The 15,088-nt window shown below is 49.9% G+C and carries 15 protein-coding genes; 1 reads left to right on the plus strand and 14 read right to left on the minus strand.

All coding sequences use genetic code 11. From position 1 onward, the window contains the following. Positions 1-23: 23 nt before the first annotated feature. The 8 genes from secG to rpoN form a co-directional block, all read right to left on the minus strand. Positions 24-254, minus strand: a complete 231-nt coding sequence (gene secG, locus ACTTK7_RS04825) for a preprotein translocase subunit SecG (protein ID WP_022793890.1) — start codon at positions 252-254, stop codon at positions 24-26. A 163-nt stretch (positions 255-417) separates the two neighbouring features. Further along, complete coding sequence (eno, locus tag ACTTK7_RS04830) at positions 418-1,701, minus strand: phosphopyruvate hydratase (protein ID WP_462866260.1); 1,284 nt, start codon at positions 1,699-1,701, stop codon at positions 418-420. Positions 1,702-1,724: 23 nt separating this feature from the next. Further along, positions 1,725-3,257 (minus strand): 2,3-bisphosphoglycerate-independent phosphoglycerate mutase, encoded by a 1,533-nt coding sequence (gene gpmI / locus ACTTK7_RS04835; RefSeq protein ID WP_462866262.1) that lies wholly within the window; start codon positions 3,255-3,257, stop codon positions 1,725-1,727. Continuing rightward, a complete protein-coding gene (tpiA, locus tag ACTTK7_RS04840) occupies positions 3,254-4,012 on the minus strand; it encodes a triose-phosphate isomerase (RefSeq protein ID WP_462866264.1) in 759 nt (252 codons plus the stop codon). Before tpiA ends, gpmI begins: the two co-directional genes overlap by 4 nt. Positions 4,013-4,048: 36 nt before the next feature. Continuing rightward, on the minus strand, positions 4,049-5,239 hold the full coding sequence (locus ACTTK7_RS04845) for a phosphoglycerate kinase (protein WP_462866266.1): 1,191 nt from the start codon (positions 5,237-5,239) through the stop codon (positions 4,049-4,051). 215 nt (positions 5,240-5,454) lie between these two features. Further along, positions 5,455-6,462: a type I glyceraldehyde-3-phosphate dehydrogenase gene (gene gap, locus ACTTK7_RS04850; protein ID WP_462866267.1), complete on the minus strand. Its 1,008-nt coding sequence runs from the start codon at positions 6,460-6,462 to the stop codon at positions 5,455-5,457. Positions 6,463-6,535: 73 nt separating this feature from the next. Next, positions 6,536-7,582, minus strand: coding sequence for a sugar-binding transcriptional regulator (locus ACTTK7_RS04855; protein WP_462866268.1), 1,047 nt, complete (start codon positions 7,580-7,582; stop codon positions 6,536-6,538). Positions 7,583-7,870: 288 nt separating this feature from the next. Then, positions 7,871-9,199, minus strand: coding sequence for an RNA polymerase factor sigma-54 (rpoN, locus tag ACTTK7_RS04860; RefSeq protein ID WP_462866269.1), 1,329 nt, complete (start codon positions 9,197-9,199; stop codon positions 7,871-7,873). 372 nt (positions 9,200-9,571) lie between these two features. Between rpoN and clpP the strand changes: the two genes are divergently transcribed. Next, on the plus strand, positions 9,572-10,150 hold the full coding sequence (gene clpP / locus ACTTK7_RS04865) for an ATP-dependent Clp endopeptidase proteolytic subunit ClpP (RefSeq protein ID WP_022793882.1): 579 nt from the start codon (positions 9,572-9,574) through the stop codon (positions 10,148-10,150). Between the two features lie 47 nt (positions 10,151-10,197). Here clpP and ACTTK7_RS04870 read toward each other — a convergent pair whose 3' ends face one another. The 6 genes from ACTTK7_RS04870 to trxB form a co-directional block, all read right to left on the minus strand. Next, positions 10,198-10,455, minus strand: a complete 258-nt coding sequence (locus tag ACTTK7_RS04870) for an HPr family phosphocarrier protein (protein ID WP_298785191.1) — start codon at positions 10,453-10,455, stop codon at positions 10,198-10,200. 171 nt (positions 10,456-10,626) lie between these two features. Then, entirely contained in the window at positions 10,627-11,589 is a 963-nt protein-coding gene (whiA, locus tag ACTTK7_RS04875; protein WP_322526381.1) for a DNA-binding protein WhiA, read from the minus strand. 20 nt (positions 11,590-11,609) lie between these two features. Beyond that, positions 11,610-12,554, minus strand: a complete 945-nt coding sequence (locus tag ACTTK7_RS04880) for a gluconeogenesis factor YvcK family protein (RefSeq protein WP_462866272.1) — start codon at positions 12,552-12,554, stop codon at positions 11,610-11,612. 2 nt (positions 12,555-12,556) lie between these two features. Next, positions 12,557-13,441, minus strand: coding sequence for an RNase adapter RapZ (gene rapZ, locus ACTTK7_RS04885; protein ID WP_462866274.1), 885 nt, complete (start codon positions 13,439-13,441; stop codon positions 12,557-12,559). A gap of 16 nt (positions 13,442-13,457) precedes the next feature. Further along, positions 13,458-13,931, minus strand: a complete 474-nt coding sequence (locus tag ACTTK7_RS04890) for an NUDIX hydrolase (RefSeq protein ID WP_462866276.1) — start codon at positions 13,929-13,931, stop codon at positions 13,458-13,460. 157 nt (positions 13,932-14,088) lie between these two features. Beyond that, positions 14,089-15,033, minus strand: a complete 945-nt coding sequence (gene trxB, locus ACTTK7_RS04895; protein WP_462866278.1) for a thioredoxin-disulfide reductase — start codon at positions 15,031-15,033, stop codon at positions 14,089-14,091. Positions 15,034-15,088: the final 55 nt, after the last annotated feature.

The following is a 15,088-nucleotide window of genomic DNA, read 5'->3' on the forward strand; positions in this document are numbered from 1 at the left end:
GAGATAGCTTCCTATACTGTCTGTCAGACAAAATAGGCGATGAGTATGGTAAGAACAAAAAACAACACAGCCAGAACTACTGTAAACTGAATCAGAAAGGCTTCGATGCCTCTCGCTTTCTGTTTTCCAACCATTTGTTCGGCTCCGCCGGATATTGCTCCTGCCAAACCGCTGCTTCGGCCCGACTGCAATAAAATAATTGCAATAAGCATGACCGCAACGACTATTAATGCAACGTACAACGCCGTTATCATCACCCGTACACCTCCACGTTCCAATTACGCTTGTATTAATGTAACACACCAAAACGTGCAGTGCAAGCACATGCGGCAGCACAGGCCGCAAAACCCTTGGTAACGGTGTTTTATTCAATTGTAAAAACCGCAGCCCATGTGACGGGCCGCGGTCGAAAAGCAATTATTTGTTCAGGTTATAAAAAGCATCTTTGCCCAGATAAACAGCGGTTTCCGCCAGTTCATCGTTGATGCGGAGAAGCTGGTTGTATTTAGCCACACGATCCGTCCGGGATGGTGCGCCTGTTTTAATCTGTCCAGCGTTGGTCGCTACAGCGATGTCCGCGATAGTCGTATCCTCTGTTTCCCCGGAACGGTGGGAAATAACAGCTGTGTAACCGGCACGCTTCGCCATTTCAATAGCATCAAAGGTTTCGGTCAGTGTACCGATCTGGTTCACCTTGATCAGAATGGAGTTGCCGATGCCTTTTTCAATGCCTTCTTTCAGCTTGTTGGTGTTCGTTACAAACAAGTCATCGCCCACAAGCTGGACTTTGTCGCCAAGAGCATCTGTAAGCTTTTTGAAGCCTTCCCAGTCGTTTTCATCCAGGCCGTCTTCAATAGAAACGATAGGATATTTCGACACCATGTCCTGGTAAAACTCAATCATTTCGTCTGCTGTTTTCACAACGCCTTCACCTTTAAGGTGATATTTTCCGTCTTCGTACATTTCAGAAGCCGCAGAATCCATGGCGAGCATAATTTCTTCGCCCGGCTTGTAGCCTGCTTTTTCGATAGCTTCAATGATCGTTTGAAGCGCTTCTTCATTCGAACCGAGGTTCGGAGCAAAGCCGCCTTCATCGCCAACACCGGTGTTATAGCCTTTGCTTCCGAGTACCTTCTTCAGGTTGTGGAAGATCTCTGCCCCCATCCGGACAGCTTCAAGGAAGTTGCTCGCGCCGACCGGCATAATCATGAATTCCTGGAAGTCAACGTTGTTGTCTGCGTGCTCGCCGCCATTCAGGATATTCATCATTGGGACCGGCAGGGTTTTCGCATTAAAACCGCCGAGATACTCATACAGTGTAACGCCGAGTTCATCAGCTGCTGCGCGCGCTACCGCCATCGAAACGCCGAGGATGGCATTGGCGCCAAAGCTGCCTTTGTTGTCTGTGCCGTCGAGTTCGATCATTGCCTGGTCGATGCCTGTCTGGTCTGTCACGTCGAAACCGATGATTTCTTCGGCGATCGTTTCGTTAACATTGTCAACCGCTTTAGTGACACCTTTGCCCATAAAACGGTCGCCGCCGTCACGAAGCTCTACCGCTTCGTATTCACCGGTGGAAGCGCCGCTTGGCACAAGCGCACGTCCAAAAGCGCCTGTTTCGGTAAATACTTCTACTTCTACTGTTGGGTTCCCGCGGGAATCGAGTACTTCACGTGCGTAAATATCTGCAATTAAACTCATTGATGATTCACTCCTCTGAATGATTATTGAATGAGGGACTGCCCCGTCATTTCTTTTGGTTTTTCTATTTGCAGCAGCTCTACGGCTGTTGGACACAGGTCAGCGAGCACGCCGCCCTTGCGGAGCTTCGCATTTTCATCTCCTGTGACAATAACCGGTACCGGGTTGGTCGTGTGAGCTGTCATCGGTTTATCATCCGGTGTTGTTACTTCATCGGAGTTTCCGTGGTCTGCCGTAATGATGGCTCGTCCACCCTTATCGTGCAGCAGGTCCACGACCCGCCCGAGGCATTCATCCACTGCTTCAATTGCTTTAACCGTAGCATCAAGGTCACCGGAGTGCCCCACCATGTCCGGATTTGCAAAGTTCAGTACGATGAAATCATGCTTTTCAGACTGAATCTCGCTTTCAAGCGCCTCAGTCACTTCATATACGCTCATTTCCGGCTGCAGATCGTACGTGGCTACCTTCGGCGAATCGATCAGCACCCGTGTTTCACCCTTAAACTCTTCCTCACGTCCGCCGCTGAAGAAAAATGTTACGTGCGGATATTTTTCCGTTTCTGCAATGCGAAGCTGGTGCAGTCCCGCATTTGAAACGATTTCACCCATTGTATTGACCAGGTCCTGCGGAGGGTAGGCGATTTCAGCATTTACCGAATCACTGTACTGGGTCATGCTGACAAATTTCAGATTGGATGGGAATTTATCTCCTCGGTCCAAGCCGTTAAAGCCATCCTGAGTAAACACCTGTGAAAGCTGGATAGCCCGGTCCGGACGAAAGTTGAAGAAAATCACCGCATCGTTATCCTGCAGCCGGCCGACTGCTTCTTTGTCCTTTGTAATAACCGACGGAAGCACAAATTCATCCCATACTCCTTCTTCGTATGAAGCATCAATCGCTTCTTCGGCTGTTTCATAGGATGGCCCTTCTCCGTAAGTAATCGCCCGGTAGGATTTATCCACACGTTCCCAGCGGTTGTCACGGTCCATAGCGTAGTAACGGCCCTGCACCGTAGCAATATCGCCGGTACCGATTTCTTTCATATAATCTTCCACTTCGGACACATACTGTTTAGCAGAACGCTGGCCCACGTCACGACCGTCCAAAAAGGCATGAACATACACGCGCTCAATTTCTTTTTCATTCGCCATGTCGAGCAGTGCTTTTAAATGGTCTATATGGCTGTGGACTCCGCCGTCAGAAAGCAGACCGAATAAATGAAGAGCGCTGTCGTTTTCCTTCACGTGCTCCACAGCATGCTGAAATGCCTGATTGTTTTTGAACGTTCCTTCTTTAATGCCCTTATTAATTAAGGAAAGGCTTTGATAGACGACCCGGCCGGCCCCGATATTCATATGGCCGACCTCCGAGTTGCCCATTTGTCCTTCAGGCAGGCCGACCGCTTCACCGAAAGCCGTCAGCGTTTCATGCGGATACTGGTTCCAATAGCGGTCAAAGTTTGGCGTGCTTGCCTTCGCTACCGCGTTCCCTTTGGTTTCCTCCCGGCAGGCGTAGCCGTCCAGGATAATCAGTGCTACTGGCTGATTGCTCATTTCTTTCCCGCCTCTGCAAGCTCGAGGAAGGCATCCGGCTTCAGGCTGGCACCGCCGACAAGCGCACCGTCAATGTGCTCTTTCGCCATGTACGTTTCAATGTTTTCCGGCTTTACACTGCCGCCGTATTGAATACGCACTTTGTCTGCTGTGTCCTGATCGTACTGATCGGCAAGTGCTTTTCTGACCGAGCCGCAGGTTTCATCCGCATCCTCGGCAGTGGAGGATTTGCCTGTGCCAATGGCCCAGATTGGCTCGTAAGCAACAACCACTTTTGCGGCGTCCTCGGCACTCAGGCCGGCAAAGCCTTTTTCAATCTGTTCGCGCACGACTGCTTCTGTGGAGCCGTTTTCTTTCTGCTCAAGGGATTCGCCGCAGCACATGATCGGTGTTAACCCGTGGTTCAGGGCTGCTTTTACTTTTTGATTAACTGTTTCATCGGTTTCGTTAAACATCTCTCGGCGCTCGGAGTGGCCGATAATGACGTAGGGAATGTTCAGGTCTGCGAGCGCTGCCGGACTGATTTCGCCGGTGAACGCGCCGCTGTCTTCCTGATGCATATTCTGGGCGCCAATTTTCACATCGCTCGATGCTGCCGCCTCATTCATATCCTTCAGAAACAGAGCCGGTGCACACACTACCGTTTCCGCCTCTTCAGCGTTCGGTACTTTGCCTGCTACCTGCTCAATAAATTCCACTGCTTCGCCGTGAAGCTTATTCATCTTCCAGTTGCCTGCTATGATTGGTTTTCTCATTGTTTCACCCCGCTAAGATTATAGTAAATATACTGCTTATTTATCATCCAATGCTGCCACGCCAGGCAGAACTTTTCCTTCGATAAATTCAAGCGATGCTCCGCCGCCGGTGGACATATGGCTCATTTTGTCTGCAAGTCCGAATTTCTCCACCGCTGCTGCAGAGTCGCCGCCGCCAATAACCGTATACGTGCCTGAAGCTTCAGCCATTGCCTCTGCAATTGCGCGCGTCCCATTTTCAAATGTAGCAAGTTCAAACACGCCAACCGGCCCGTTCCAGATCACAAGCTTCGAATCCTTAATGACGTTCGCGTATTCTTTTCTCGTTTCCGGTCCAATATCCAACGCTTCCCAATCGGATGGAATGCTGTCGATTTTTACTGTCTGCGTGTTCGCATCATCGCTGAAGTCATCGGAAACAATAACATCTTTTGGCATGTAAAAGTTTACGCCCTTGTCCTTTGCCTTCTGCATGAATTCTCTCGCCATATCGAGCTTGTCTTCTTCAAGCATGGACTGGCCGATTTCATACCCCTGCGCTTTGACAAACGTATAGGCAAGGCCGCCGCCGATAATAAGATTGTCCACGATATCGAGGAGGTTATCGATAACGCCGATTTTGTCTTTTACTTTCGCTCCTCCAACAATTGCTGTAAACGGACGGTCCGGATTGTCAAGCGCCTGGCCGAGTACATCGAGTTCCTTTTCCATCAGCAGGCCGGCTGCCGACGGCAGATGGCGCGCCACTCCTTCGGTGGACGCATGGGCACGGTGCGCCGCCCCGAATGCATCGTTTACATAAATATCTGCAAGGGAGGCTATGTTTTTTGCCAGAGCTTCATCATTTTTCTCTTCGCCAGCTTCAAAGCGCAGGTTTTCAAGAAGCATGATTTCTCCGTCCTGGAGGGATGCTGCTGTCTGCTTAGCCTCTTCGCCGTATACTTCGTCGACCTTTTTCACGCTGACATTCATGATTTCGCCAAGACGGTTGGCTGCCGGGCCGAGTCGAAGCTCTTCCACAGCTTCCCCTTTCGGGCGTCCAAGGTGGCTGCCGAGAATGACGCGCGCTCCCTGTTCGGATAAGTATTGAATTGTTGGTACAGCTGCACGAATCCGTGCATCATCCGTAATACTTTCGCCTTTCATTGGTACGTTGAAATCAACACGGCAGAAAACGGTTTTGCCCTTCAAATCTAAATCGCGGATGGTTTTCTTATTTAACGCCATTGCCAAACCTCCCTTAAATTATCTTCCTCATCTATCATAACAAAAATCTGCACTTCCGTTCTTTACCCGCCGCAGAAAAAACTGGAACGTCTATTTTTATTACTGCGGCGGTCTGAACGGAAATGCTGAATTTCTGGCGGGCCCGGCCCTCCACACCCAAAAAAGGGAGGAAGAAATAATATTCTCCTCCCTTTCTCAAGTATTAAACGTATGATTTACAGTTTTTTGCCAAAGCTTGCTGCGAGGTCCACAACACGGCTGGAATAACCGAATTCGTTGTCGTACCAAGCGATTACTTTAACCATGTTGTCCTGCATAACGAGTGTCGAAAGAGAGTCTACTGTGGAGGAATAGGCGCTTCCATTGTAGTCCTTCGATACGAGCGGCTCTTCGCTGTAGCCAAGAACGCCTTTAAGTTCATCAGATTCAGAAGCTTCTTTCAAGGCGTTGTTCAGCTCGTCTACTGTTACGTCTTTGTCAAGCTCTGCCACAAAGTCCACAAGGGAGACGTTTGGAGTAGGAACACGCATTGCACCGCCGGTAAGCTTACCATCAAGCTGTGGAAGCACGAGTGCTACTGCCTGGGCGGCACCTGTAGTTGTCGGGATGATGTTTTCAGCGCCAGCGCGCGCACGGCGAAGGTCCTTGTGCGGGCCGTCCTGGATTTGCTGGTCACTCGTGTAGGAGTGGACTGTATTCATCAGGCCGCGTTTGATGCCGAATTTTTCGTCCAGTACTTTAGCTACCGGAGCCAGGCAGTTGGTTGTGCAGGATGCGTTGGAAACGACTTTGTGCTCGTCCGGCTTGAATTCGCCTTCGTTCACACCGACAACAAATGTTGCGTCTACGCCTTTAGCCGGGGCAGAAATGATAACGTTTTTCGCTCCGCCTTCAAGGTGTTTTGCTGCCTGGTCGCGCTGCGTAAAGATACCTGTGGATTCAACGACGATTTCAGCGTCTACGCCTTTCCAGTCGATTTTTGCAGGATCTTTTTCAGAGAAAACGGTCAGCTTGTGGCCGTTGATTGTAAGGTTGTCGCCGCTTGCCTGGATTTCTGCGTCAAGCGTGCCGTGAACCGTATCGTATTTTAAAAGATGTGCAAGCGTATCAGTGTCTGTAAGGTCGTTTACTGCTACTACTTCAACATCCGGGTTGTTTAACGCTGCACGGTAAACGTTACGTCCAATACGTCCAAAACCGTTAATACCAATTTTTGTTGCCATAATAATTTTTCCTCCTTGGAATATAAATAATTGTGAAAGCTACTGCAGCATAATGCGGCAGGTGTTCTGCCTGTTACTCAGTCGCCTCCGGTGCATCGCCTTCATTCAGAATAGCCTTGGCTGCACCCTCATCGGTGATCAAAATGCTGCTCGGGCGGTAGCGCATATAAGCTTCAATCGCCTTTGCCTTGCTTGAGCCTCCGGCGACTGTGATCACTGTCTGATCCGACCGGAGTCCGTCCCATTGCAGACCCACCGTATTTTCACGGTGCACCACTTTTCCGTCCTGATTCACATAGTAGCCAAACGACTCCGCCACCGCAGACTCTTCTTCAAGCCTGCTGTGCAGGGAAGTATCCGTGGTCCGCCGACCGGCCATCGTTTTTGCTTCCCCTATGCCGTGAACGACAAGCGATGCCGACTTTAACAGACCAAGCACTTCCTGTACTCCGGGCTCCTGCATGAGCGACCGCCTTGTATCCTCACTCAGCTGGTCAGGCACATGAAGCAGCCGGTACGAAGCCTGGGCTTTCATCGCCATTGCAGAGCTTATGGTGTTGGCCTGGATCTCCACCTTCTCGCCGAGACCGCCGCGGGCAGGCACAAAGATGGTGTTGTGCCATTTTGCGTCAGGCACCATCATATCAGCTGCTGAAGCGAGCGTTGTGCCCCCGGCTACCGCAATCACGTTCCCCGGGCTGACACGGTTCTTCATCTGCTGCACCGTTGCCCGGCCAAGTTCTTTTTTCACTACCGGAAGCTCATCGCTGTCTCCTGAAACGACGATAACCTTCGGAACGGATAAGCGGGCCGCCAGCTTCTGCTCCAATTCCTCAAGCCCGAAAGCATATTTAACTGTCTGTTCGAGCCCTTCCAGCAGTTTATTTCCTTCTTCTGTTAAAAGCATACCTGCGCTTTGCATCAGGATAAGTCCCTGCTGCTTTAAAAAATCTGTTTCACTGCGCAGAACCCGCTCTGAAGTGGATAGCTGAGTGGCGAGGGTTCTTCTTCCAATCGGCTGCATCAGGCGGATGTATTGCAAAATGCGGTACCTTTTCCCTAATGTTTCAAGCACATCAGGCTGCAGTTTCCGCTGCATCTCCAATACGTCACGTAACATATTGCTACACCACCGAACCTGTGGCAGCAGCTTATTTCAAGCCACTCCTCATCATTGATCTTTACTGTACCCTTTGGGACAATTAATGTCCCGCAGAGACATTTTCTGTCCCGCTCATTTTATAAAAAAATGAACGTTTTGTTCACAATTTCATTGTAGCAATCTATATTTGGAAAATCAACGCAAATGTTTACTGCTTTTTTATAGGCTGCCTATGTTTTATTATTACCCGGATATTAATTATTTTATGCATAAAAAATCCTCCCTTTTCTGCAGGGAGGATTCTGGCTACACCGGCTTTTTCCGCTGGGAGGAAGACGGGATGCGAAGCTCTGTTCTGTACTTTGCCACTGCCCGCCTTGAAATCGTACACTGCTGCTCCTGCTGCAGCAGATCAGCCAGCTTCTGGTCCGAAAGAGGCTTCTCTTTATTTTCTTCTTTAATCAATTTTTTCATCATGGCTTTCACTCCGGTGCTTGAAGCATCCTCATCCGGGCGGGCAATTTTCGAAGAGAAGAAGTGCTTCAGTTCTATGAGACCGTGAGGCGTCTGCATGTACTTCCGGCTCGTCGTTCTTGAAACAGTGGATTCATGCACCTCCGCCAGTTCAGCCACCTCCCGGAGCGTCAAAGGGCGAAGCTTTTCTTCCCCGTGTTTCAGGTATTCACTCTGCGCTTCCACGATCACCTCTGATATTTTCTGCAGTGTCTGCTGACGCTGTTCCACGCTCTTAACAATCCATAGAAACTGCTTATATTTTTCCATAGCATACTGCCTGGCTTCTTCATCGGCATCCTGATTCAAAAGACGCCAGTATTTTTCATTCATCTGCAGCTCGGGAAGCCGGTCATTCAAAATCGTGACCACCCATTCTCCGCCGATTTCCTCCACGCGGACATCCGGGGATACAGAAATTGTTTTCTCCTGCCGGTAGGCATCCCCCGGATGCGGGGAAAGCTTCTGGAGGCATGTATAGATCTCCTGCAGCTGCTCTTTAGTGAGCTGATACTTCTGCTGCAGGTAGCGCCATTTTTTCGCCCCCAGCGCCTCGAGATCTTCGGCTACGACCTGGTCAATATATGGATCTATATCCAGGCAGCGTTCAAGCTGCAGAAGAAGACATTCCTTTAAATCCCTGGCACCGACCCCTGCCGGTTCGAGCTGTTGAAGCATCGAAATATACTGCCCGCTTTCTTCTCTGCCCAGCCCGAATTTCCGTTCCATTTCCCATTCGATGTCTTCTAAGTATCCACGCTCGTCAACGCTTCCGGCTAAAAATAAAAGTATTTCCCTGGCAGTTCCTTTATAACCTCCGCATGCAATCTGCTCCCTCAGTGCCTCTTCGAGAGTTTCCTCCGAAGGTTCACGCCAGTCCAGCTGTTCACCCATGGACGCTGTATTGTGGACCGGAGCAGCGGCCCGGGATGCAGAAAGCGACGCTCCGTCCGTGATAGAAGGGAGAGTTAAATCCATTAAGGGATTTTCCATTGCTTCTTCCTGCAGATAGTCGGACAATTCCTGTGAAGAAAGCTTCAACAGGGCAATTGCCTGCTTTAACTCCTGCGTCATCACCAAGCTCATTTCCTGCTTCTGCTGCAGTTCAAGCCCCAGACCCATTATCTCCACCTCCTTTACTGAAAACGCTTTCTTATATCATATCATATTTTTCTTCCATGAATCGATCCCTTTTTCTTGTTCTCTTAATGGCATTATATAAAAATAGATGTGACCCTTCTATTTGTTTGTCAGATCATTTTTCATCTAAATTAAGATTTATGCGGAAGTGAAACATTTGCACGTAACGTTTATGTTTGTGAAAATAAAGGGAATGGAGGTTGACGTGTAGCTATATGGAATAGGGTCAGACTTTTTATTTGACCTTAATTGACCAAAGAGTTATGATAATAACAGCAACGCGGAAGGAAAAAATATTTTCCATACAACTACCATGAATGTAGGCATACATTTCATTAAAGGAGGACGCTTTTCATGAACTTGATACCAACAGTTATTGAACAAACCAACCGGGGCGAACGCGCATACGACATTTATTCGCGTTTGTTGAAGGACCGCATTATTATGCTTGGCTCAGGCATTGATGACAATGTGGCCAATTCGATCGTAGCACAGCTTCTTTTCCTTGAAGCCGACGATCCGGAGAAGGACATTTCTCTTTATATCAACAGTCCGGGCGGCTCCATTACAGCCGGCATGGCTATCTATGACACAATGCAGCACATTAAACCGCAGGTTTCTACGATCTGCGTCGGCATGGCAGCATCGATGGGTGCTTTTCTTCTTACAGCTGGCCAGGAAGGCAAACGTTATGCCCTTCCAAACAGTGAAGTAATGATTCACCAGCCACTCGGCGGCACCCAGGGACAGGCTGCGGACATTGAAATTCACGCCCGCCGCATCATCAAAATGCGTGAAAAACTCAACCAGATCCTTGCAGACCGCAGCGGCCAGCCGCTTGAAGTCATCGAGCGCGACACGGACCGTGATAATTTCATGAGTGCGGAACAGGCAAAAGAATACGGTCTTGTAGACCAGGTTATGGGTCAGTAAGACACAAAAAATCAGGACGGCATAGCGCCGCCCTGATTTTTTTATGTTCACATTTCTTTTTTCATGAATTCCGTTAAGGATTCGGCCGCTTCCTCTTCATCCGCCCCTTCAGCTAAAAGCTTTACGGAGGCTCCGGTGCGCACAGCTAAACTCATAACACCCATAATGCTTTTAGCATTCACCTTTTTATCGTCTTTTTCAAGAAAAATATTGGAATGAAACCGGTTCGCTTCCTGTACAAATAGTGCTGCCGGCCGGGCCTGAAGCCCTGTACGCAAATTTACTTCCACTGTTTTTTCGACCATAGTTATTATCTTCCTTTCTCTGTCTGTCTTCACCCGGTACCCGCTTTTCATCTACACATAACGTAATTCAATTTAGAACGTTTTTCAAGCAAGCGCTTTAATGACTGCTGTAATACGGCGCCTGCAGGAACAGAAGAAGCCTCTGCTGCTACAGGCGCCTGCCTTTAGCGATTAAATTTTTTCTGGAATCGGCGGCTTTCCGGCCTGAATACGCTCGGCGATCTGATCAATCTTGCGCAGCCGGTGGTTCACCCCGGATTTACTCACCTTTCCGCTCGGCACCATTTCCCCAAGCTCCTTCAGCGTGACGTCCTGATGCTGGACACGCAGGATTGCCATTTCCCTGATTTTTTCAGGGAGGTTTTCGAGTCCGACTTCTGCCTGGACAAGCTGAATGTTTTCCACCTGCCTCAGTGCGGCTCCCACAGTCTTGTTTAAGTTCGCTGTTTCGCAGTTCACCAGGCGGTTCACCGAATTCCTCATGTCTTTCATAATCCGTACATCTTCAAAATAAAGCAGCGCCTGGTGCGCACCGATAATATTTAGAAACTCGGTAATTTTTTCGCTTTCTTTAATATAAAGAATGTAGCCCTTTTTCCGTTCAAGGCTTTTCGATGTGAGCCCGAACGTTTCCATCAGCTCCCGGAGTGCCCGGTTGTGCTCTTCATACATCGAATAAATTTCAAGATGATACGAAGAAGTTTCCGGATGATTGACCGATCCGCCGGCTAAAAAGGCTCCGCGCAAATACGCCCGGCGGCTGTCCGTGTCTGGAATCACGTCTCTCGCGATCGACCGGTTAAACTGGTAGCCGTTTTCCATAATGGCAAGGTCGCTCAGCATCTCTTTCGTTTCTTCGGCCATCCGCACTACATAGACATTATTCTTTTTTAAACGCATCTTTTTCCGCACAAGCAGTTCAATCACCATATCCTTGTAGATACGCTTGATTAACGAATAGATCCGTCGTGCGATAGCGGCATTTTCAGTTGAAACGTCTAAAATCAGCTGGCCGTTGCCAAATGAAATTGAGCCGTTCATTCTGATTAACGCCGCCAGCTCCGCTTTGGCGCTCGTATCTTCCACTTCAATCTGAGTTAATTCTTTTTTTGTTATAGCCGCAAATGAAGACATCCATCTTCACCGCCTTTCTGTCAATCACGGGCGAGCAAGGCTTCAGATACTTTTTTGGCATTATGACGAAGAACGAGGCCGTCATAGTGCATAAATGTATCTGTTACTACCCGGCACCCAATCTGTTCTAATCTTTCATAATCACATTTCACGGGAAACGCCTGCTGTTTTTCATAGTTTGCAAGCACCGGAGCCGGTATTTCTCCGTTATGCACAAGTACAGTATCCACAAAAGCGCCCCCTGTATGCTTTTCGATGGCATGCAGATGATCGGCTGCCGAAAAGTCGTCCGTTTCCCCCGGCTGCGTCATTACATTGCAAATGTATACTTTGCGCGCCCCTGAGCGATTAATGGCATCCCGGATACCGGGCACGATCAAATTCGGCATGATGCTTGTAAACAGGCTACCGGGACCAATCACAATGACATCTGCCTGTTCAATGGCACGCACGGTTTCCGGAAGCGCTTCAGCGTCCGGCGGGTGGATAAACACCTGGTCAATCTGCTTGCCGGCTTTTGGAATCAGGGACTCCCCGTAGACCGTGGAGCCGTCCTTCATTTTTGCAGACAGCTCAATACTCCGATTAGAGGCGGGAAGGACCTTTCCGCGTACGTTTAACACGGTACTAAGCTCTGTAATCCCTTTGGCAAAGTCTCCGGTAATGGAGGTCATTCCTGCTACCAGTAAATTCCCCAGGGAATGACCGGTCAGCCCCTCCCCGCTCGTGAAGCGGTGCTGGAACAATTCTTCAATTAAAGGCTCAACTTCCGCAAGCGCCACCAGTACGTTTCTTACATCCCCGGGCGGGGGAATATTAAACTCTTTCCGTAAGCGCCCGGAGCTTCCTCCGTCGTCTGCGACGGTCACAATCGCCGTAATATCTGCCGGAAACTGCTTCAGCCCCCGGAGCAGAACGCCTATACCTGTGCCACCGCCCATCACTACAACCTTCTGGTCCTCCACGTCTATTTTTTCCTTCCTTCCTCAATGTCCCGGTGATTGGCATTCGTCTCATATTTCCCTGAAAAGTAAGAAGCAATATATTCAGCAAGCGTCACGGAACGGTGCTTGCCTCCTGTACATCCAATCGCAACCACAAGCTGGGACTTGCCTTCCTGCTTATACAGTGGAAGCATAAATTCAAGCATATCCACCAGTTTATTTATAAATTCCTTTGTATCCGTCCATTTTAACACGTACGAAGACACTTCTTCTTCGAGACCGGTTTTGGGCTCCAGATGCTCCACGTAGTGAGGGTTGGGCAGAAAACGAACGTCAAACACCAGATCCGCATCGATCGGCATCCCGTACTTAAATCCGAAGGACATAACATTCATATTAAAAACCGACTGGTTTTTCTCAGCGTAATCAGTTAATATACGCTCTCGCAGCTCTCTTGGTTTCAGGCTGCTCGTATCAATAATATGGCGCGCCCGGCCTTTGAGCTCCTGCAGCATCTCCCGCTCGAGCTGAATGCCTTCAAGCGGTGTATCCTCACTTGCAAGCGGATGCGACCGCCGTGTTTCTTTATAGCGGCTGACAAGCACCTGCTCCTTTGCATCCAAAAATAAAATATGTGTCGACAGATCCTTGCGCTGGTCAAGCTGATCTATGGAAGCAAACAGATGATCAAAAAACTCCCTCGTCCGAAGATCCACCACGAAAGCTACTTTATCGGTTTTGTTTTCAGTCGTTTCAATTAAATCGATAAATGTCGAAATTAGTGAAGGAGGCAGATTGTCTACACAGTAATAGCCCAGATCCTCAAAGCACTGGATGGCCACCGTCTTTCCGGCCCCTGACATCCCCGTAATGATTTCAACCTGAATTGATTTGCGCTCTTGTTCCATAATCTGCATCCCTCTTTTACATATAGTATGGCGTTGACTGCTCAAACCGGCGGTCCAGAAGCCGGCGATCCTTCGTATAGCGGAACGTACCATACACCGTCCCTTTATTATTCAAAATATGCTCAACAATGGCTTTATCGCCTTCGGCCATGGGCAGAGACGACACTTCCTGCTTTTTCTTCCACTCAAGGATACCTTCCGGAGACTCATTAAGCAGTCTGCCTCCTGCACCAAAAGCTTCAAATGTAAACATCATCCATTCATTTGCCGCGACCCCGTCCTCCATCGTGATAAATGTAAAAATACCCCGAAGATGCGGGCGTTCAAGCGAAAGGCCCGTTTCTTCCCGGAACTCCCGCCGGACGGAATCATATACCGACTCTCCCGGCTCCATTTTTCCGCCGGGGGCATTCCACCAATCGTAGCTTGGTTTTTTGAGCATAAGCAGTTGATCATTCTGCTGTAAAAAACAATTTGTTACCCGCTGCATGTGTACCACCTCACATATACCTTTTTCCAGTATACTATCCTTCGATGGTTCAGACAATTTACAAAAGAAAGTATCCTATGTTTTTTGCTTTCTGTACCAAAAAAACGGCGCAGAAATGATTTTCTGCGCCTGTGCATCGTCGTTTCAGCCGGAGCGCCTACGCTTCGACCGCGTTTTTCAGTTCTTCCACGTACTGCTGCGCCGTCTGGGCCGCAAGCGACCCGTCGCCGGTCGCCGTCACGATCTGGCGCAGGAACTTGTCCCGGATGTCGCCGGCGGCGAACACGCCCGGAATCTTCGTCTCCATTTCCTCGTTCGTTTCGATATAGCCCTCGTCGTTCGTGATGCCGAGGTCGAGAAACGCCCCGTTCAGCGGCAGCAGCCCGATGTAGATGAACGCGCCGCTCGTTTCGAAGTCGTAGTCCTCGCCGGTTTTCAGGTCCGTCAGCGTGACGCTTCCGACCTTGCCGCCCTCGCCGTTGATCGTCTTCACGACCGTGCTCCATTTGAAGTCGATCTTGTCGTTCACAAACGCGCGCTGCTGCAGGATCTTCTGCGCCCGCAGCTCGTCGCGGCGGTGAATGACCGTCACCTTATCGGCAAACCGGGTCAGGTACACCGCCTCCTCGACGGCGGAGTCGCCGCCGCCGACGACCACGATCTCCTTGTTCCGGAAAAAGGCGCCGTCGCACACCGCGCAGTAGGACACGCCGCGGCCGCCGAGCTCCTTTTCGCCCTCGACGCCGAGCTGCTTGTACTCCGCGCCGGTCGCGATGATCAAGGCGCGCGTTTTATACTGCTTGTTGCCGGCGTAGACCGTTTTGTATTCCTTGCCGTCCTCAACGCGGGAGACGTCGCCGTAGGCGTACGCCGCCCCGAACTTCTGGGCGTGCTGGAACATTTTCGTCGACAGGTCGGGCCCGAGGATATGGTCAAAGCCCGGATAGTTTTCCACGTCCTCGGTGTTGGCCATCTGGCCGCCGGGCACACCGCGCTCGAGCATGAGCGTATCCATTTCTGCCCGGGAGGCGTACACCGCCGCGGTCATGCCGGCCGGGCCGGCCCCCGCGATAATCACATCATAAATCCGTTCTTCCGTCATAAAAGGCCACTCCCCTTATTTTAAATATCGCTCTCTTATGGCATTTATACTTATT

This window comes from Marinococcus tarijensis (assembly GCF_054971385.1).